Source organism: Kamptonema animale CS-326 (assembly GCF_028330895.1).
In the GTDB taxonomy this organism is placed as follows: Bacteria; Cyanobacteriota; Cyanobacteriia; order Cyanobacteriales; family Microcoleaceae; genus Kamptonema; species Kamptonema formosum.
On sequence record NZ_JAQMUA010000366.1, the window covers coordinates 1 to 20473 of the forward strand.

Genomic DNA, 20473 nt, shown 5'->3' on the forward strand with positions numbered 1-20473 from the left:
ATCTATCAGTATCCCCGTCGCCGCCAGTATCAGGAGGAATACTCCCGCCGTCACAACTACAGGCGCAGCAGAGGCACGATTACATTTAGTGCAGTCGTGCGGTATTACTACTAAGACTTACGCAAATATTGCTTGTCATTGCGAGTACATAGAAGCAATATCATGAGAATTGCAATTCTTGGCTTGCAATGACATCTTTTCGTAAAAATGCGTGAGTTCTAACTACTAATTTTTCAGACAATCAAACCAAAGGAAATAAATCATGCAAGAAGCTCAAAACGACTCGCTGTTTACAGAACTGACTGCTGAAGAATCTGCCACCATTAACGGTGCTTATGGCAACTGTCGATACTCTAATTCTGAGCGCCCTGCTTACAATAGGAACCAGAACCCGCGCCAGCATTATATGTACTATCCGCGCCGGGAACGAGCATATAGAACAATGGTGGTTGTGAGATACCGTTAAAGTTCGAGATTGGCGGTATTGAAATTGTGAATTGGATAAAGCGCCTGTAATTTTATAGGTGCTTTTTTCTGATTGGGTAATGGGTAATAGGTAATGGTTAGTGGTTAGTGGTTAGTTGTTCGTCGTTAGTGAAAATCGGTAAAACATATAGAACTTACGCACCCAACCAAAGAAACCGGGTTTTTGAGAGAATCTGTGGGTAACAACGAAGTATTTTCGTCAAAAAACCCGGTTTCTGGGACGACCTGCATAAGTCCTAATAATTAAACGTAAATTACCAGTTAACAGTTAACAGTTAACAATTACCAATTACCAATTACCAATTACCAATTACCAATTATAAATGTTAGACCTGATTCCATTTTTCCAGGGTACGCCCTCCTACGGGCAAGTAAATCGTTTTATGAAATATCAAGTTGTTCTACAGCAAAGTGAAGAAGATTGTGGAGCCGCTTGTCTTGCTTCTGTTGCTAAATATTATGGTAGAATCTTCCCAATTAGCCGCCTACGAGAAGCCGTAGGAACTGGTCAACAAGGAACGACTTTATTAGGTCTAAAACAGGGAGCTGAGACTATTGGTTTTAATGCGCGATCTGTACGAGCAGCACCTACTATTTTAGACCAGCTCGATGGAGCACCTTTACCAGCAATTATTCACTGGTATGGTACTCACTGGATAGTTTTGTATGGTAAGCAGGGGAAAAAATATGCGATCGCCGATCCCGCAGTAGGAATCCGCTACATTTCTAAACAAGAGTTAATCGAAGGTTGGACAGATTGGGTTTGCTTGCTCCTTGAACCAGATCCAGATAGATTTTTTGCCCATAATTATGACCAGCAGTCGGCAAGTTCTCTACAAAGGTGGCTAAGGCGAACTTGGACTTATCGTAAAGTTTTAATTGAAGCATTAATACTGAACATTGTCTTAGGTTTACTTTCCATTGCTTCACCTTTTCTGATTCAAATTCTCACTGATGATGTCCTCGTTCGCGGCGATACTCAACTGCTGGCTAGTGTCGCGATCGCAGTTGTCATTATGAACATTTTCAGTAGCAGCTTAGAATTAGTACAGTCAAATTTAATTGCCCACTTTTCCCAACGCCTAGAACTAGGATTAGTGATGGAATTCGGACGCAAGTTTCTGCGATTGCCTTTAAGTTTCTATGAATCTAGACGCAGTGGAGAAATTATTAGTAGATTAAACGATATCCAAGAAATTAATCAATTGGCTTCGGAAGTATTGGTGAGTTTACCTAGCCAATTTTTTATGGCTATAGTTTCCTTAGCTTTTATGCTCATGTATAGCGTACAGCTCACCTTTGCGGCTACGATCGTAGCAGTTTTAATGACATTATCAACTCTAGCTTTTCTCCCCATCCTCAGACAAAAAACTCGTAGTTTATTGGTTTTAGAAGCTGAAACGCAAGGTGTGATGGTCGAAACTTTTAAGGGTGCTTTAACTCTGAAAACTACTAGCAGCACTCAACAATTTTGGGAAGAATTACAAAGCCGCTTTGGTCGTCTAGCAAATCTTACTTTTCGTACTATGCAAATTGGGATTATCAATAATATTTTTTCGGGATTTGTGAGTGGTTCAGGTAGTATTGGGTTGCTGTGGCTAGGCAGCGGATTAGTGATTAATAAGGAATTGAGTATTGGTCAATTGCTAGCTTTTATCAGCATGAATCAAAATGTGACAGCGTGGGTGAATACATTAGTCGGATTTGCTGATGAAATTACCCGCGTTCAGACTGCGACAAGTCGCTTAGCGGAAGTGATCGATGCTACGCCAGAAACCCAAGGTGACGCTGATAAACCTTTTGTAGAAATTGCCAATCGCCATAATATTGTTTGTAGTAGTATTAATTTTCACTACCCTGGTAGAATTGACCTGCTAGAAGATTTCTCTGTTACTTTACCAGGTGGTCAAGCGATTGCTTTGATTGGCCCTTCTGGTTGTGGAAAAAGTACCTTAGCTAAAATTATTGCTGGCTTGTATCCTTTGCAATCTGGTAATATTAGAATCGGTATTTATAATTTGCAAGACCTTTCTCTCGATTGTCTTAGAAAGCAGGTGGTTTTAGTTCCTCAAGAAGCACATTTTTGGAGCAGGTCTATTTTAGAAAATTTCCGTTTAGGAAATCCAGAGGTTCCCTTTGAAGAGATTGTTAAAGCTTGTAAAATTGCGGGTGCTGATGAATTTATTAGCAAATTACCTGAGAAATATCAAACTATTTTGGGGGAATTTGGCGCGAATATTTCTGGGGGTCAGCGGCAAAGATTAGCGATCGCACGCGCCATTGTCAACAACCCACCAATTTTGATTTTAGATGAATCTACTGCTGGGCTAGATCCCGCGACTGAAACTCAAGTGCTCGAACAGTTATTACTGCACCGCTGGGGGAAAACTACGATTTTGATTAGCCACAGGCCGAGAGTGATTAATCGAGCTGATTGGATTGTGATGTTAGATCGAGGTCGCTTGAAGCTGGAAGGATCGGTGGAGAAGTTGCGATCGCTCCCTGGCGAACATTTGGATTTTTTAAATCCTTAACTAAGATTTTTGTCCCCCTGCTTTGGGAAAAGGCGGCTGTTTCACTCTCAGGAAAATCAGGATTTTGTAAAGGTCGTACCTCCGTGCCCCCTGCTCCATCTACCAGGGCAACCACGGGGGATGGCTTCTACAATTCTTGTCAGAGCTTATTAATATTAGTTCTTAATTAGCTCAAATTACTTAAAAACTACATTCTCTCTCTTGGCAAGTAGTAATTGATAATAATTTTTAAAGATATACTTGAGTTTATATAAGTTTTACTGCGAAAAATAGCTCATATTGACATTATTACCAATTACTGGGCAAAGCATCGCACTGCTGAGACTGCGTTTTTTGGCAGAGAGCCCACAGGCGTAGTTTACATCAAAAGTTGATAGTAATTTTCAATAAAAATTTTGAGGATTTACTTGACATTGCGATCCAGGTTGTTTTATTTTGACTAAGCTACTGCAAATAATTAGTGATAAGTTACTGGGTTGTTGACCACCACCTCAATTGTGGGAGGAAAACAAATTGAAACTGCGACCATTACTTCTAGAGCCTGTTGTCCACCGGCTGAATTTCTGCATGAGTTTCCTAGGCTGACTTGGGGAAAGGCAGAGTAAGAGTGAGGGGAGTGCAGTTCAATCCCCCCTTCACTCTTAAAGATGGCGTAGCACCTCAACTATTTAGGTGTGTGATGTGAACAAAAAACTGCGTGTACCGTTTTTCTGCCTAGCGCTGCTCAGTATTGGCATCATGCCAGTCGCTGCGACGATGCCAAAAGATTTCTCTGAGGGTACTGACTTAGATCCAAGTGAAACTAAATCCGCGATCGCACAGCAGACACTCTCACCTCTGGCAATAAATCGCGAGTTAGAGGAAGATCGACCATTGGTGGCGATCGCAAAACAAACACCACCAGAACCACAAATCTTAGATAAATCTCAACTTAGAACTGGGAAGTTTCAAGGAAAAATACTGGTAGATAGCGAAAATCAGAAACTAAATTCCGATTGGGCACTGGAGATCTCGGACGTAGAGAATCCCAAAGTAGAGAATTCCGAAGTAGAGCATCCCGAAGCCGCATTAGCAGCAGAAACACCATTACCAACAACAGAAATTCCGCGACTAAATGAAATCGAGCGCCCTAAAACCCGTGTTAACGATCTATTTCAGCGATCGACACCAACGTTTACAGGCCGGGATCGTCCTGTACAAATCTCTCAATCCCTTGTACAAGTAAGTGGTGTGCAGCTAAATCCAACTGCTACAGGTTTAGAAGTCATCTTAGAAACAAAAGAAGGGCAAATTTTACAAGCCGTTACGAGGACAGACGGCAATAGCCTGATTGCTGAAATTTCTAATGCCCAACTGGTATTACCAGAAGGCAGCGAATTTCGTGCTGAGAATCCAAATCAAGGAATTAGTTTAGTCACAGTAACTCAGTTAGATGCTAATCGGATCGAGGTGAGGGTTACGGGAGAAACAGCAGTACCTTCCGGACAAGTAGTAAATAGCGATCGCGGTTTAGTTTTCAGCCTCATCCCAGCCGATCCCCAAGAAATTTCAATCGTCGTCACTGCCACGCGCACAGAAGAAACCACTTTAAACGTATCCCGCTCCGTAACAGTCATCAATCGCGAACAAATTCAGGAACAGGCAGCAACAGCCAGAGATTTACAAGATATTCTCGGCAAATCTGTTCCGGGATTAACACCACCTAGAGAGCAACAATATGGCCCCACATTGCGAGGTCGCCCCCCTTTAATTTTGATCGATGGTGTTCCCATGAGTGGGAATTTTACCACAGGTTTTATTAGAGATTGGAGAACAATTGACCCCAGCGCAGTTGAGCGCATCGAAGTTGTTAGAGGGCCTAGCGCCATTTACGGTGACGGAGCAACTGGGGGTGTCATCAACATTATTACTCGCAGAGCCACCCAAAGATTTACAGCTACCAGTCAAGTTGGCGTTAACGCCTCTTTAACGCATCCAAGTGACAGTTTTGGCTATAACCTTCAACAGTCAATTGCGGGCAGAGAAGGTAATTTTGACTACCTAGCGAGTTTCGGGCTCTCAACAACGGGTGACTTTTTTGATGCACGGGGCGATCGCATTCCCCTATTTGATTCCGGTGCATCCAACAGCCGCAGCATTAATATTTTAGGGAAAGTGGGTGTCGATCTCACTGAAGAGCAACGCTTGCAGGTAACGTTCAATCATTTTTACGACCCGCAAAACTACAGTTTTATTTCCGATCCCATAGTTGACACTCTTCCAGGTCGGCAAAAAGCACGTGCTTTAGAAGTCGGAAGGCTAAGATTTATCGACACTTCTGGCCCGGGAAATGTCAGTTCTGCCGCTACTCTCAATTACACTAATCAAAACTTATTTGGTAGTCAATTAGGATTCCAAGCATACTACCGCAGCACTGAAAGTAGGGGAGCATTTTTTGACGTTCGCGCCTTCGAGCCGGAAAACGAATTCCCATTATTACGTTCCGTGCAAATGTCAGAGCGATTTGGAGGGCGGCTGCAAATAGAAACGCCGCTATTTGAAACAGCGAGTTTGCTTTGGGGAGCAGACTACTCCAGCGAAGATATTTCGGAAACTAACGATTACTTCGACAAAGAAGAGTTTGATAACAACGGTTCTCGCGTTTTGAAAAAAATTAGAGATCGCACTGTTTCTCCAGTTTTCAATATTGAAAGCTTAGGACTTTTTGCTCAAGCACAGTGGAATATTAGCAACCGTTTGATATTAAGCGGTGGTCTACGCCACGATCGATTTAGAGTTACCGTTCCTACCTACATAAATGCTGACGATAATAACATCGGCGGGGGTAGCCGGAACCTTAACGGCACGGTTTTTAATGGCGGTGTTGTCTTCAAAGTCACTCCAGATTTTAGCTTATTTACCAACTTTTCTCAAGGCTTTTCTGTCCCAGATATTGCCCGCCTGTTGAGGAGACCTCCCGATAATTTTGATTTTGGCAATGACTTAGAATTAACTGAGCCAATCAAAGTTAACAACTACGAAATAGGAATACGTGGTGAGTGGCAGAGCGTACAAGGTTCTCTCTCTGTATTTTACAGTAAATCGGAATTAGGAGGAAGCGTAGTTTTTGACGATCCAACTAAATCTGGTCGCCTTGTCCGTGCACCGAGGCGCGACTACGGAATAGAAGCTGCTATTGATTGGCAACCATCAGAAGGTTGGCAACTTGGCGGAACTGTGAGTTATACCGAAGGTGAGGAGAAACTCGATCCCAATGGCAAATATTTAGCAATCAGCAGTTTTGATATTTCACCATTGAAACTGACAGCTTATGTGGAACATCAAACGACTTCTAGCTGGGGGAATAGATTGCAAGTGTTGTATGTAGGCGATCGCGATCGCGCTTTCAATGATGGAGTAGAATCTATCCCAATTGAAAGTTATTTAGTAGTTGACTACATTAGCACTCTGAAGTTAGGGCCAGGAACTCTCATTGTTGGTATTGAGAATTTGCTTAACAATCAATATTCTACTGCCACTTCGCAATACATTGGGGGTTTTGCAGATTCTAGCAATTTTACTGCTAGAGGCAGAACCATCAGTGTTAACTACCGCTTTACATGGTAAAGCAATAAGTAGAAGGTTTAATTATAGCAAATAACAAGGCGGTTAAAACATTCTGAGTTCCTAAAACCGTTCGGCTGACGCGGACGGTGAAGCTCTTAATTCTACTTCCTTGTTTCCCTAATCCCTAGCCCCTAGTCGTTAGCTATATGTCCTGCTACATTGTTAACACTCTCGCTAGATTTTTCAATGGCATTTAAGGACTGGCGAACGCTTTCGTTGTCATCCTGTTTAAAGATCCGATGTTGTACTAAGTGGAATTTGTAACCCGTGACATTCCCATTCAGAACTGCAATCGCAGTCTTAGCAGCCTCATAGCCAACCTTCCGCCCAGACTGGTCGATAATTAACTCCAACGGGCGGTTAGGGTTGAGCAATAGCTCCGCTTTATCCTCAGTCAAATTTGACATTCCAAATACAAACACCTTACCGTCTAAATTCAACTCCTCCACTGCTTGAAGAGCGACATCAGTAGCAGCGTTAGAACCTCCCCAGAGAATATTAATTGTTGGATTCTCTTCCAGCAGTCTTTTTACTTCTGGCACAGCCGACCTCACTGCTGCATTAGTAGAAGCTACCTCATTCCAGCGGATATTAGATGCTTTCATTGCGGCATAGAAACCCTGAAGACTTGGGTAAAAATTATCATTAGAACTACTATCTAATAGACCGATATTCACCTCCTTTCCCGACATTTTTTTCTCTATCCATTTTGCTAAATAATCACCTGAGTCGTAGCCCATATGGTAGCGATCGCTGCTATAACAAGCAAAAACGTATCTATTAGCATCTGCTTCATTCAGACAAGCCCCAACTGTCACAACTGCAACCCCAGACTCGTAGGCTTCTTGAATCGCTGTCTTAGAATCTTTAGAATCTTCTGGTGAGAGCACAATCGCATCAGTTCCATCAGTAACTAATTTTCTAATAGCTTCAGCTTCTATCTCAACCCCAGTGTCCGAATCTATAGCAACAATTTTAATTTTCCCATCTGCTGCCGCTTTTTCCATGCCTTTCTGGTATGATATAAACAGACTTCCCTTAGTACCTTTTATTAACCCAATTTGGAAAGTTTCTTGCGGCTTTTGTGTGACTTGCATTTCCCAGTTCAGATCTTTGAAGGCTTGTTCCCAATTTTTTCCTCTTTTAAGTTGATAAATTGACCAAAATTTTGTTTCTCTAAAATCCGCACCATTGAGTTTAGCTTCCCGGAGATTAGTACCCTCTCGAAGGTCAGTATGGCGCAAAGAAGCTCCTTGGAGGTTAGCCTTATATAAGTCAGCTCCTTGAAGGTTAGATCTGCTAAAATTGGCTCCCTGAAGATTGCTTCTAAAAAATTTAGCTCCCTGGATATTGCTCCAATAAATCTTAGCACCACTCAAATTAGCTAGTTTAAAATTAGCTAATCGAAGATTTGCTCTACCAAGACCGCTGTTCTGGAGATTGCTATTTTCTAAATTAGCACCTTCCAGATTTGCTCTCCAAAGTTTAGCACCTTGCAGATTTGCTCCTGCCAAATTAGCACCTTCCAAATTCGCTCCCACCAAGTTAACGCCTTCTAAATTCGCTCCTCGGAGATCTATACTTTTGAGATTAGCTCCTTCCAGATTAGCGCCTTGAAGATTTGCATAGGAAAGGTCAAATCCTTGATATTTAAAAAATAGCGGCGGCCAATGACTAAAAATTTCCCTAAGTTCTGGGTATACATAGCAATTATTGAGTTCAATTCCCTTCAATTCTGCCTTAACTGCATTCACTCCTGTGAGGCTTACGCAATCTTTATTCAATTCCCTTAAAGCATCTATTCTTGCTTTAGAATATGCCTTTTCTTTAGCATATTGAACGACTCGCTGAGCTTCATTGATAACTTGCTGGTGTCGCCGGGGAGCATCTATAAAAAATGATAGCATCGCTATCAAAAGAGTGATTTGGCTAAAAACTGTGGTTAATTTAAAAATAGATATACTTTGAAACCACGCAATAAAATCTCCAACTTTCTTATCAGCGATGGATACTGGTTTGATTACATGGTCAAACTTTGATGGAGCTTTTTTGGGCTTGCTATAATTTTCAAACATCCGACGGTAGCTCTCCGGTGGAATGTCCAAAATTTTCGCTTCTTTATTGATTGCATACTCCTGCTCAACAGAGTCGGAAATAGTAGCGATTCGATTAAAGCTATCGAGTAATATCTGCAAATTCTCTTTAAGTTTTAATTCTCCATCTTCTTGCTGTACAACTATTTCAGTTTTTGTAAGGACTGGGCCATTTTTGATTTCCGGTTCAACAGTCATTTTTTTAGATGCTCCACTTTGCCATTCATTTTGCCATAAAACTTACCACTGAAGATCTAAATTTGAAAGAGCGTCCTTTACTCTTTCGTATTCGGCTTCAATTTGTGATACCATCTCCTGCATTTCTAGAGATGCACCCGCGTTATTACCTTGAGTGGTAGCTCCCGCCTTAGACTCTAAGGCTTTGCAAAGTTCTGAGAGAGTTCTAGCACCAAAGTTACTGCTGGTAGACTTAAGAGTGTGAGCAGTTCGTTGCAAGGCGATCGCATCAGTATGGGATGCAGCTTCGTGCAAAGCTTGTAATTGTTTAGGAGTATCGGCTAAATAGCTATCAATTACATCATTTAAAAAATCTAAATCATCTTGGTTATCAATCGGAAAAAGTGACTGTAAAAGTTTACGATCGATCGCCTCTAATGTCGAATTTACACCAATTTGAGCCGGGAAACCGCCAAGGGATTGACACTGAGATAAAGCTTGGATTAGTTCGGTAAACTGAATAGGTTTACTGATATAATCATCCATACCAGCTTCCAAACATTTTTCGCGATCGCCCTGCATCGCGTTCGCAGTCATCGCAATAATTCGAGGTCGCCGTTGAATTGGCCAATGCTGATTAATGTAACGAGCAGTTTCCAAACCATCCATCTCTGGCATCTGCACATCCATCAACACAGTATCATAAGTTTTGCGTTGCAGAGCTTCCAGCGCTTCTAAACCATTGTTCGCCACATCAGCGCGGTAGCCTAATCGTTCCAGAATTCGTAGTGCGACTTTCTGATTCACCACATTGTCCTCTGCTAGCAAAATCCTCAGCGCCGAAGGCGTTGGATTTAAAGTTAGAGAAGGTGTGCGATCGCTCTCTCGGACTCGAATTTGCCCCGTTAAAACACTCAGTAATACTTCATAAAGTTGAGAAGGTTTAATCGGTTTCGTTAAGCAGACAGCCGCAGCATTCGCCACCGTGCAATTGATGGAAGTTAACAGCACGATCGGCATCCGCCTCACCTGCTCAGATTTCTGAATTTCCGAGATCAAAGTCAGGCCGTCCATTTGAGGCATTTGCACGTCCAGAATTGCCAAGTCATAGAGTTCTGACTCACTCAAACGAGCGAGGGCCTCGACACCGCTAGCCGCTTCCTGGGAAATCATTCCCCACTTCTGAGTTTGCAGCCGCAAAATCTGCCGATTAGTCGCATTGTCATCGACAATCAGCACCCGCTTACCATTTAGTTGCGGTTGTACGCCACTGAGGTACAGCCGCCGCTGACTGGGGGCCTCGGATGCTTCGATCGTGAAATGAAATGTGGAACCTTGGGGAGATGGGGAGCTCTTGAGCGAGGGAGCGGGGGAGATAGAAGACGGAAATCTCTCCTCTGCTCCTGTGCTCCCCTGCTCCCCCCCTCCTTCTGCGTTGCCACTTTCAACCCACATTGTCCCACCCATAATTTCGCATAGGCGTTTGCTGATCGCTAATCCCAAACCAGTACCGCCGTATTGTCTGGTGGTAGAGGCATCTACTTGAGAAAAGGAGTGAAATAGTCTGTTCATTTTCTCCGCAGGAATACCAATCCCAGTATCTTTGACGGCGAAGTGAATTTCGTAGAAGCTAGAGGGATGGGAACTGTTGAAATTGTTTCGTTGGGAGTGCAACGGCAAATTCTGTGAGTAGGCTTCGCCAACGCAGTTTTGAGAGATAGTTTCAGTTTGCTTTGTTCCTGGCAACACTTCGCGATCGGCAGCATTTCGCGGTTTTGAGTCAAAAGAGTCAGTAATTCTCCCCCGCTCAAGAGATCCCTCGCTCCCCATCTCCCCCGCTCCCCCGCTCCCCCGCTCAAGAGATCCCCCATTTCTGGCAGTTACAGAAACCACTACCTCGCCTTTTGCTGTGAATTTCACGGCGTTGCTGAGCAAATTAACTAAGATTTGGCGCAGTCGGCTGATGTCTCCCACGATGGTGCTGGGAACGTCGCCGTCAATGATGTAGGCTAGGTCTAAACCTTTTTCAGCGGCTTTGGGAGCAAGTAAATCAAGCGAGGCTTCGATGCAGTCGCGAAGGTCAAAGGGTTGCTCTTCTAATTCCAACTTACCGGCTTCAATTTTGGAGAAGTCGAGAATATCGTTAATCAGTGCCAGTAGTGCGTCGCCGCTAGTGCGTACTGTTTCGACAAAATCGCGCTGTTCGGGGGTTAGTGGCGTGTCTAGTAGTAAGCTGGTCATGCCGATGACGGCGTTCATGGGGGTACGGATTTCGTGGCTCATATTGGCTAAGAATTCGCTCTTAGCGCGAGTTGCGGCTTCTGCGGCATCTCTGGCTTCTTGGAGTGAGGCGATTAATTCGCTGCGCTGTTGTTCGGCTTGTTTACGATCAGTGATGTCAGTGGCGGAACCTACCATTCTTAATGGGTTTCCGGCTTCGTCCCAGGTAGCGCGACCTCGGTGTAGAATCCATTTATAATTACCGTTTTTGCACTGTATGCGGTGTTCTGTGATGTAAAAGGATGTTTTTTTGGCAAAGTGGTCGGCGATCGCGCTCCGAACTGAATCAATATCATCAGGATGGACGCGGTTTGACCATTCGTCTAAGTTGTTAGCGATCGCACCGTCTGGATCTTCTAATATCTCATTCCAGCGCGGGGAGTAAAATACTTCACCAGTTTTTATCTCCCAATCCCAAATACCATCATTACTACCTTTAAGTGCTAATTGCCAACGTTCTTCGCTTGCTTGCAAAGCAGCTTCGGCTTGTTTGCGATCGCTAATATCTTCAATGACGGCCATATTGTATTGTGGCGTACCATCGGGCGATCGTAATAATGACACAGTTAGATTCGCCCAGACACAACTCCCATCTTTGCGAATGTAGCGCTTTTCCAGCGAAAAATATGGGATTTCGCCTGCGATTAACTGTCGCATATAATCATTGTCAAGATGGAGGTCATCTGGGTGGGTAATTTCCAGGTAACTCTTGGTTATCATTTCTTCATGGGGATACCCCAAAATATCGCAATATTTTTGATTAACCAGCAGCATTTCACCGTCTAAACCTCCATGAGCGATGCCAACTGCTGCCTGTTCAAAGGTAACGCGAAATTGTTGTTCGCGTTCGTATAAAGCTACTTTGGCATAGTGGCGATCGGTAATATCATCTGCAACCCCGACAATGCGGTAGACTTCTCCCAAGGAATTTCTAATCGGAAAAGCGCGATCGTGAATCCAGCGCACCGACCCATCCCGCCTGATAATCCGGTATTCTCGATCGTATTCACCCTGAATCTGTGTTTCTACTGCGCCGATAGCGCGATCGCGATCTTCGGGATGAATGAACTCAAAAAACAATTGCGGATTTTCATAAACTTCTAAACAAGTAATTCCCCAAATTTGCTCAAAACCGGGACTAACGTAGAGAAACTGATTTTTCTGGGGATCGGTCATCCAAAAGACTTGATCGATAGTTTCTGCCATTTGCCGAAACCGTTCTCTTTCTTCAGTAATGACATCCTGAACTTGTTTACTATCAGTAATATCTCGCGCGATCGCATAAATCAATCCTTCTTCTATAAAAGGTGTAGAATTCCACGAAAGCCACTTATATGAACCATCTTTACAGCGGTAGCGGTTCTCAAAGCGTGCATTCACAATCCCATTCATTAATTTTTCTACTTCTGCAATGGTTCTAGTTATATCTTCAGGGTGAACTAATTCAATAAAAGGCGTTTTTAGTAATTCTTCTATGCTGTATCCCAGAGTTTTTTCAAAAGCTGAATTTACCCGTTTGAAATAGCCATCTCTCCCAGCGATGCAAAGTAAATCAATATCGATAGTAAAAAAGCGATCCCGCTCCAACTCTGCCTGCTTCCGCTCTGTAATATTGCGGATTACGATCAAAACTTCGGCTTCATTACTGGCTAAAATTCTTGCCTCAAAATGGCGCTTATTATTATTAACTATTAGCTCATATTCAAAACTTTGCTGTTGAGCTGTGACCAGTGCTTGCTGTATTAATTCCATCGATCTAGTAGCTATTGCCGATGGCAACACTGCGACGATATTTTTTCCGATTAATTCTTGAGCAGGCAACAGTAAATCTTCATTCTTTCCGGCTTTAATATCTAAATAAGTACCATCGGCGCTAACTCTGAATATTAAATCGGGGAGAGCATTTAATATTAAAAAATTGTGTTCTTCACTTTGGCGCTGAGTCTCTTTGGCAGTTAAATATTCTTCGGAAACTAAAAGCTTCAGTAAATTTGATTGTTCGATCGCACCTACCAAAAAACCTGCATCATCTAGTATTGGCAAATGACAAATTTGATGGCTAGCCATCAAGTTAAGTACCGCAGAAATATCTGGCAATTGCGATTCTTTAATAGTAACTATAGTTCGATCGAGTACAATTGCCAGAGTAGATTCTACCAATCCAGCCGCCGCTATTCGCACGGCATCCCCTTCCGTGAATATTCCTAGTAATTTCCAATCCTCTCCTACTGGTTCTACGACCAAAACACAACTAGCTTGAGTTTGAGCCATCATCGCGATCGCCGTTTGAGTCAGCGTGGAAGGCGACGCAGTTAAGGGATGGCGATCGATAGCCTGAATTGGAGGATAAGTCAACATGATAGACCTTAGCCAAAGGAACAAGAAACAAGGAACAAGGAGAAATTCTCTTGCTCTCCTCTTCTACTCTTCTTTGAACGTAAATGTAGGAAAAGTTGCACCCTTTGGTGTACTTAGAAAAATTAAAAATTAAAAATTAAAAATTAAAAATGGCATCACAAGGGGCTATTTTTAATTTTTAATCTAAGATTACCAATTGTAGATGACAGTAAAAATGGTAATCCCTGATTATAGGGTTTTTCAGTTAAATAAAGACATATCCTGTTAATTGCTAATTCCTAAGTGAATAATAATTGAGAAATCAGGAACAGAATAGGAAAAACAGAGATAAATCTCCCATCCTCCCCATCTCCGATCAATTAAAAATTAAAAATTAAAAATTAAAAATTCAATTTCACAATTTTTAATTTTGCATTTTTTTAATTTCGCATTTTTAATTTTTAATTAATTAAGTTGCTCCCCCATCTCCCCGATCATGTCGTATGGCAAGCGATCGCCTGATTGTCCAACAGCAAACCATACTCCAGACCCTCAACTACAGCCAGATAGGAAGCATCAAGGATATTCGTAGACACCCCTACAGTCATCCAGCGAGTTTGACCATTACTAGACTCGACTAAAACACGGGTTTTAGCAGATGTACCTGCACCGCCATCAAGAATCCGGACTTTATAATCTGCGAGGTGAAATTGTGCGATCGCAGGGTAAAAATTCGTCAGCGCCTTACGCAAAGCCGCATCTAAAGCCGAAACCGGGCCATTTCCCTCAGCCGCCGCCAAAATATCTTCACCCTTAACAGCAACTTTAACCGTAGCCAAGGAATTGACAACATCTCCCACCCCCTTATCGCAGTGAACTTGAAAGCCTTTAATTTCAAATAAGAGGGGCCGTTTTCCCAAAGCTTGGCGCATTAGCAACTCAAAAGAAGCCTCAGCACTCTCAAATTGATAACCCTGATTTTCTAACTCTTTCAAACGGTCTAAAATTTGGCGACAAGCGGGATTTTTACGGTCAAGTTCAATCCCAAAACTACGAGCTTTAGCTAAAACATTACTTAAACCCGCCTGATCGGAAATCACGATCCGTCGCAAATTACCTACTTGTTCTGGCTGAATATGCTCATAAGTTAGAGGGTTACGTTCAACAGCAGAAACATGAATTCCACCTTTATGTGCAAAGGCAGAAAGACCTACAAAAGGTGCGTGATCGTCTGGAGCAAGATTGACAATTTCACTAATCCAACGGCTAGCTTGAGTTAGTTTTTTCAGTTGCTCGTTTTGAATACAAGAATAACCCATTTTTAGCTGAAAATTAGGAATTAACGAGCAGAGATTAGCATTCCCGCAGCGTTCCCCGTAACCGTTAATAGTTCCCTGCACCATTCGCGCTCCCGATCTCACAGCCGCTAAAGCATTAGCAACAGCAACTCCTGAGTCATTGTGAGTGTGAATTCCTAATTGGATTTTGCCTTGATCGAAATCTTCTTCAATCCCTAGTTCCGGGAAAGCCTTGACAACATTCTCTACAACGGAGCTAACTTCATCGGGTAAAGTACCGCCATTGGTATCGCAGAGTACGAGCCATTCGGCACCAGCTAAAGCCGCTGCTCGTAAGGTTTTAAGAGCATAATTAGGATTATGTTTATAGCCATCAAACCAGTGTTCGGCATCGTAAATAACGCGACGACCTTGAGAGCGAAGGAACTCGATGGAGTCCTGAATCATCGCCAAATTTTCTTCTAAAGTAGTTTTTAGACCTTCAGTAACGTGAAGATCCCAAGATTTGCCAAAAATCGTTACCCAGCGCGTACCTGCGGATAGAATTGGCTGGAATAATTCATCTTCAGAGGCCTTTGTTCCGGGTCTTCTAGTAGAGCAAAATGCAACAACTTCTGCTTGAGTCAGTGGTTGTTCTTTTAGCCGCCAGAAAAATTGTACGTCTTTAGGATTTGCCCCCGGCCATCCGCCTTCAATGAAGGGAATTCCTAAAGCGTCTAACTGATGGGCAATTCGTAGTTTATCTTCAAGAGAAAGGGATAAGCCTTCTCGCTGAGCTCCGTCTCGCAGAGTAGTATCGTATATCCACAGTTTGTTAGAAGTATTTTGTGTCATTGGATAGTTGTTAGTTGTTAGTTGTTGGTTGTTAGTTGTTAACTGTTAACTGTTAACTGTTAGTTGTTGGTTGTTAACTGAGGTCGGAAACCGGGTTTCTTCTTATATCTCTAGTTTTCAAATCTTGATTTTTCATAAAAACCCAGTTTCTTTGCGTAACTCCTATAGCCATTAGCCATTAGCCATATTTTAAATAACTGTAACAAAATGTAGGAAAATTAACATATAGACCTATTTTGGTGAATCTGTATGGTAACAGTACGAGCTCAAGGGAAAACGATAGAGTGCGATCGCGGAGCTAATCTGCGTCAGGTGTTACTAAAAAATGACATCGCCGTCTACAATGGCAAGGCTGCGATCGTCAACTGTCACGGACTCGGTACCTGCGGTACTTGCGCCGTCGAGGTAGAGGGAGAAGTTTCCGAACCCTCTTGGCGCGAAAAAGCCCGACTCTCACTCCCTCCTCATTCTCCCACGTCTAATCGCCGCTTATCCTGCCAAACTCAAGTTTTAGGTGACATTAAGGTGACAAAATATGACGGCTTATGGGGCCAAGGTTCTGACACCGTGTGGACAGCCCAAGGATAGACTTAGATCTTAGGGAGATTCGACAAGGTGTGTAGCTCAGCAAAAAATCTCTTGAAATTTACTGGACTTACGCTCATGGGCTCAGAAACCGGGTTGCGACTTCGCTCAACCAAGAGTTTTTCACGAAAATACTTCGTTAGAACATCCCAGATTCGATCGAAAATCCAGTTTCTTTGGTCGGAGCGCGTAAGTCCTCTTTACCCTTGGTCGCATCATTTTACATAGATTATCATAACTTTTTTGAGGAAATTTTGGGCGAAATACTTACTGACATTCTAATTATTGGTGGTGGCATAATTGGTCTCTCGCTAGCCATAGAATTAAAATTGCGAGGGGCTCAAGTCACTATTCTCAGCAGCGAATTACACCAAGCGGCTGCAACTGCTGCTGCTGGAATGCTAGCACCGCAAGCTGAAAATATCCCCCCAAGTCCAATGCTGGATTTGTGTCTGCAAAGTCGGGCGTTATACCCAGAATGGATTAGTAAACTAGAAACAATTACTGGATTAAAAACTGGATACTGGCCTTGTGGAATTTTATCACCAGTTTATGAACAACAGGAAGTAAATTACAACAAAAAGTTAACACTTAACAGTCAATGGTTAGACAAAGATGCCATTCATCAACACCAACCTGGATTAAGTGATGAAATAATTGGTGGCTGGTGGTATCCTAACGATGCTCAAGTCGATAACCGTGCTTTATTTCAGACACTCCAGATAGCAGCCAAGGAATTAAAAATTGACATCTCCCAAGAAAGGGTAGAAGAAATAATTCGGAGTGGGACTAAAGTTTTAGGAGTTAAAACATCCAGCGGAGAATTACAAGCTAATCATTACATTTTAGCAACAGGTGCTTGGTCAAATCAGTTATTACCCGTACCTGTTTATCCTAAAAAGGGACAAATGCTTTCAGTATGTCCCCCACCAGAAACTACTCCTATCATTCAGCGGCTTCAGATGGTTTTATTTGGTGATGAAAGTTACATCGTTCCGCGTAAAGATGGTCAAATTATCATTGGAGCAACTAGCGAAAACGTAAATTTCACTCCTGGTAATACACCTTGGGGAATCCAAGCTTTACTAAGCAGAGCTATCCGGCTTTATCCTGAATTACAACACTATCTAATTCAAGAGTTTTGGTGGGGATTTCGCCCGGCAACACCTGATGAATTGCCGATTCTTGGTTCTAGTGCTTGGGATAATCTAACATTAGCAACTGGTCATTACCGCAACGGTATATTATTGGCTCCAGTAACTGCTATAATGATTGCAGATTGGATTGAGCAGCACAAATCAGATCCGTTACTCAGTCATTTTCACTATTCACGATTTGCTGACAGTGGTGCGCCTCATCATTAAATAGGGCTAAAGCTAAATATTGCTCGTAACGCGGCGCTCTGGGCGGTCAAGAAACCGCCTAGAGGGCGGCGTTACAGAAGAAATGCTGTAAGTCCTAATCAACATTAACTGTAGTAATGATGTTCGTAAAATTAATGATGGCATTACACAAGCTTTATTTTGGGATACAGCCCAAAAAAATCACAAATTAGTTTTTGTGTCTAATAGTGCTAGAATTTAAACAATTACTAGGGAAGAGTGGAACAATGGAAAGCACTTTCAAGGATTTTGAAGAGATTATACAGCAAGGCTTGCAAAATAATATGCCCGCAATGCTAAGTTGATAATTTTAGGACAAATTATTTATGCAGTAACTCGCAATGAGTTATCCATTGAAGAAGGATGGCAGCTTGAAAAAATGCTCGGTGGTAGAGAACAATGGGAGCAGGCGATCGAGTACGCTATTTTTGGTGATGTATAAGAATCTGTTAGCACAGGTTCACCAGTTTAAAAAGAGGAAATGGACGAATGCAAACATTAGAAAAATCAATCACGCCAACCCTTGACAATCCCCTAATTATTGCAGGAAAAACTTTTAAATCTCGCTTAATGACGGGTACTGGCAAATATCGCAGTATTGAGGAAATGCAGCAAAGTATCGCTGCTTCTGGTTGTGAAATTGTGACTGTAGCAGTGCGGCGAGTACAAACTAAAGCACCTGGACATGAAGGATTGGCAGAGGCCTTAGATTGGAGTAAAATTTGGATGTTGCCAAATACGGCGGGTTGTCAAACTGCTGAAGATGCAATTCGAGTAGCGCGACTAGGGCGAGAAATGGCAAAACTTCTGGGTCAAGAAGACAATAATTTTGTTAAATTGGAAGTGATTCCTGATGCTAAATATCTACTGCCAGATCCGATCGGTACGCTAGAAGCAGCAGAGCAATTGGTGAAAGAAGGTTTTGCCGTATTACCATACATTAATGCTGACCCATTATTGGCAAAACGTTTAGAAGAAGTTGGCTGCGTGACGGTGATGCCTTTGGGTTCCCCAATTGGTTCGGGACAGGGGATAAAAAATGCTGCGAACATTCAGATAATTATTGACACAGTGAAGGTTCCTGTGGTAGTGGATGCGGGAATTGGAGCCCCAAGTGAGGCGGCTTTGGCGATGGAGATGGGGGCTCAGGCGTTGCTGATTAATTCTGCGATCGCATTAGCAAAAAATGCCCCCGCAATGGCGAAAGCGATGGGAATGGCCGCAGAAGCAGGGCGTTTGGCCTACTTAGCGGGCAGAATGCCAGTTAAAGATTACGCGATCGCCTCTTCCCCCCTCACTGGTACGATCGCCTCTAAGTAAGCGAAAAAATCCCTCTGCTGTACACATTTTTGTTAAAGTTGAGGGATATCAAGAACTAAGGATTTTTACTCATGCCCTATATCGAAGAAGAAGGTGGACGACTGAACAACTTTGCGAAAGAACCGAAGATGTACCAAGCTGAGGCTCCAAACAAGAGTCAACAGCGGAACTACATCATCCAAGCGATCGTAGGCGCAGTTCTAGTAGGCGTTCTAATCTTCGTTGCCTCCACTGTCTAAATTAAGATCGTAGTTTAAGACTGTTGAGAAGTGCAATTTTAAATAATTCCTTAAAAAACCATGTTTCCGTCCGTTTGGAAACATGGTTTTTGTGTGCCACTCAAACCAAATATAGCAACCGCCAAGGCGGTTTAAGAGGGACTAGGGGCTAGGGGCTAGGGAAGACGGAAGAAGGGTACGGTTAGGACATTCTCGATCGCCCAAACCCTTTCTAGTATTGTATTTTCCTCCTGCCTCCTGCCTCCTGCTATAGATTTGGGAGTGCCAGTTGCTCAACTGTCCTACTCTCGAGCCTGTTCTGACTGCACTGCCAATAGGATGTTTTTTACTTGCTGCGTAAGGCTTAGAGTTCTACCTAATGGCTTCACCCCCTAAGCCGGACAATCAATGTACAAGTTAAGATACTGACACGCTTCTAAGTATTTGCTGCTGAACAAGGGGGTAAATTTAAAACATAAAGTTCAGGAGCAGCCATCATGGAATTAATCATCTACCCCGCCCAAACTACCGCAATTCGCTTTACTCTAGTACCTCAAAACAAAACAACTCAACACAAAATACAACAAATCAGCACCTTAGAGATTTTGATGCGATTAGCCTAACTACTTACTTGTTGGCTAACAAATTCCCTGACATTTTTAACAAATAGGCGATTTATAGGTGTCAGGATTGTCTATTACTAATTCGCAATTTTTACCCAATTTTAATATCAAGGTTTTCTCCTAGATGCAGTCCTAATCGGCTGCTTTTTTCTGGCTATATAATTATATTTGTAGATGTGATTTTCGTCACTCTATGAATGGGTATAAATCACATAAATAACGGATTAATATCACTTAAGTTTATGATAAGTGTCGCAGCAGTAGCGAAAGCAAATAAGCGATTATTAAAAATATAACGTTCTACTTCTAAAAATTGCTCTCAACTAGGAATCGAGGTAAAAATTATGAAGCCTTGCGAGAAACCATTAAAGTCTAATCCATTCACAACTTATCGCGACCCTAAAACGGGTAAGTGGGTTGTAGTTAATCAGGAGGAAAAGAAGGAAATAGATTCGGGGAAATATAGGTTTGTTGCCAATATTAGCATCAAATCTTTTGAAAAGCACATTGAATCTCATATCGAAACTGTAGCTGCTTAAATTATTTGAATTATTCTCAAATATATTTATATTAATATAAAGCTACCGCTCTGTCTCCTAATTGCTTAGGATTGGGTGGTTAAGGGTTAGTACGGTTAAAATTTGAGGGTTGATGTTGAACCCGATCGGTAGTCAGGGAAAAATCAAGTTGGATAAAAATA

13 protein-coding genes are annotated in these 20473 nt (G+C 42.5%); 10 read left to right on the plus strand and 3 right to left on the minus strand.

Features of this window, described 5'->3' with window-relative positions; genetic code table 11:
• Positions 1–262: 262 nt before the first annotated feature.
• From PN499_RS21290 to PN499_RS21300, 3 genes are all read left to right on the plus strand, one after another.
• The gene (locus tag PN499_RS21290) at positions 263–466 is read left to right on the plus strand and encodes a hypothetical protein (protein WP_019487251.1); all 204 of its coding nucleotides are present in this window, start codon (positions 263–265) and stop codon (positions 464–466) included.
• Positions 467–809: 343 nt separating this feature from the next.
• Entirely contained in the window at positions 810–3020 is a 2211-nt protein-coding gene (locus PN499_RS21295; RefSeq protein ID WP_272034372.1) for a peptidase domain-containing ABC transporter, read from the plus strand.
• A 681-nt stretch (positions 3021–3701) separates the two neighbouring features.
• Positions 3702–6626 carry a TonB-dependent receptor domain-containing protein gene (locus tag PN499_RS21300; protein ID WP_272034374.1) on the plus strand — a complete coding sequence of 975 codons (2925 nt, stop codon included), beginning with the start codon at positions 3702–3704 and terminating at the stop codon, positions 6624–6626.
• Positions 6627–6757: 131 nt separating this feature from the next.
• Here the strand turns inward: PN499_RS21300 and PN499_RS21305 are convergent, their stop codons facing one another.
• From PN499_RS21305 to cimA, 3 genes are all read right to left on the minus strand, one after another.
• Positions 6758–8917 (minus strand): pentapeptide repeat-containing protein, encoded by a 2160-nt coding sequence (locus PN499_RS21305; RefSeq protein ID WP_272034376.1) that lies wholly within the window; start codon positions 8915–8917, stop codon positions 6758–6760.
• Between the two features lie 42 nt (positions 8918–8959).
• A complete protein-coding gene (locus tag PN499_RS21310) occupies positions 8960–13534 on the minus strand; it encodes a PAS domain S-box protein (protein WP_272034378.1) in 4575 nt (1524 codons plus the stop codon).
• 473 nt (positions 13535–14007) lie between these two features.
• Positions 14008–15645 (minus strand): citramalate synthase, encoded by a 1638-nt coding sequence (cimA, locus tag PN499_RS21315; RefSeq protein WP_272034380.1) that lies wholly within the window; start codon positions 15643–15645, stop codon positions 14008–14010.
• A gap of 249 nt (positions 15646–15894) precedes the next feature.
• Here cimA and PN499_RS21320 point away from each other — a divergent pair, with 249 nt between their 5' ends.
• The 7 genes from PN499_RS21320 to PN499_RS21350 all read left to right on the plus strand — a co-directional run bounded on the left by PN499_RS21320 (position 15895) and on the right by PN499_RS21350 (position 20312).
• Positions 15895–16233, plus strand: coding sequence for a 2Fe-2S iron-sulfur cluster-binding protein (locus PN499_RS21320; RefSeq protein WP_272034382.1), 339 nt, complete (start codon positions 15895–15897; stop codon positions 16231–16233).
• 251 nt (positions 16234–16484) lie between these two features.
• Positions 16485–17594, plus strand: coding sequence for a glycine oxidase ThiO (gene thiO / locus PN499_RS21325; RefSeq protein WP_272034384.1), 1110 nt, complete (start codon positions 16485–16487; stop codon positions 17592–17594).
• A gap of 319 nt (positions 17595–17913) precedes the next feature.
• Positions 17914–18054 carry a hypothetical protein gene (locus tag PN499_RS21330; protein ID WP_272034386.1) on the plus strand — a complete coding sequence of 47 codons (141 nt, stop codon included), beginning with the start codon at positions 17914–17916 and terminating at the stop codon, positions 18052–18054.
• Between the two features lie 47 nt (positions 18055–18101).
• The gene (locus tag PN499_RS21335) at positions 18102–18932 is read left to right on the plus strand and encodes a thiazole synthase (RefSeq protein ID WP_272034388.1); all 831 of its coding nucleotides are present in this window, start codon (positions 18102–18104) and stop codon (positions 18930–18932) included.
• A 71-nt stretch (positions 18933–19003) separates the two neighbouring features.
• Positions 19004–19171, plus strand: coding sequence for a photosystem II assembly protein Psb34 (psb34, locus tag PN499_RS21340; RefSeq protein ID WP_019487245.1), 168 nt, complete (start codon positions 19004–19006; stop codon positions 19169–19171).
• 476 nt (positions 19172–19647) lie between these two features.
• Positions 19648–19773 (plus strand): hypothetical protein, encoded by a 126-nt coding sequence (locus PN499_RS21345; RefSeq protein ID WP_007358518.1) that lies wholly within the window; start codon positions 19648–19650, stop codon positions 19771–19773.
• A 344-nt stretch (positions 19774–20117) separates the two neighbouring features.
• On the plus strand, positions 20118–20312 hold the full coding sequence (locus tag PN499_RS21350) for a hypothetical protein (protein ID WP_272034390.1): 195 nt from the start codon (positions 20118–20120) through the stop codon (positions 20310–20312).
• The last annotated feature ends 161 nt before the right edge of the window (positions 20313–20473 follow it).

What these genes read in the sequence shown, in the direction of transcription:
- PN499_RS21310 (WP_272034378.1), bottom strand. Translation starts at nt 13,534, where the DNA reads ATGTTGACTTATCCTCCAATTCAGGCTATCGATCGCCATCCCTTAACT.
- psb34 (WP_019487245.1), top strand. Translation starts at nt 19,004, where the DNA reads ATGCCCTATATCGAAGAAGAAGGTGGACGACTGAACAACTTTGCGAAA.
- PN499_RS21290 (WP_019487251.1), top strand. Translation starts at nt 263, where the DNA reads ATGCAAGAAGCTCAAAACGACTCGCTGTTTACAGAACTGACTGCTGAA.
- PN499_RS21345 (WP_007358518.1), top strand. Translation starts at nt 19,648, where the DNA reads ATGGAATTAATCATCTACCCCGCCCAAACTACCGCAATTCGCTTTACT.
- PN499_RS21320 (WP_272034382.1), top strand. Translation starts at nt 15,895, where the DNA reads ATGGTAACAGTACGAGCTCAAGGGAAAACGATAGAGTGCGATCGCGGA.
- cimA (WP_272034380.1), bottom strand. Translation starts at nt 15,645, where the DNA reads ATGACACAAAATACTTCTAACAAACTGTGGATATACGATACTACTCTG.
- PN499_RS21295 (WP_272034372.1), top strand. Translation starts at nt 810, where the DNA reads ATGTTAGACCTGATTCCATTTTTCCAGGGTACGCCCTCCTACGGGCAA.
- PN499_RS21335 (WP_272034388.1), top strand. Translation starts at nt 18,102, where the DNA reads ATGCAAACATTAGAAAAATCAATCACGCCAACCCTTGACAATCCCCTA.
- PN499_RS21305 (WP_272034376.1), bottom strand. Translation starts at nt 8,917, where the DNA reads ATGACTGTTGAACCGGAAATCAAAAATGGCCCAGTCCTTACAAAAACT.
- PN499_RS21350 (WP_272034390.1), top strand. Translation starts at nt 20,118, where the DNA reads ATGAAGCCTTGCGAGAAACCATTAAAGTCTAATCCATTCACAACTTAT.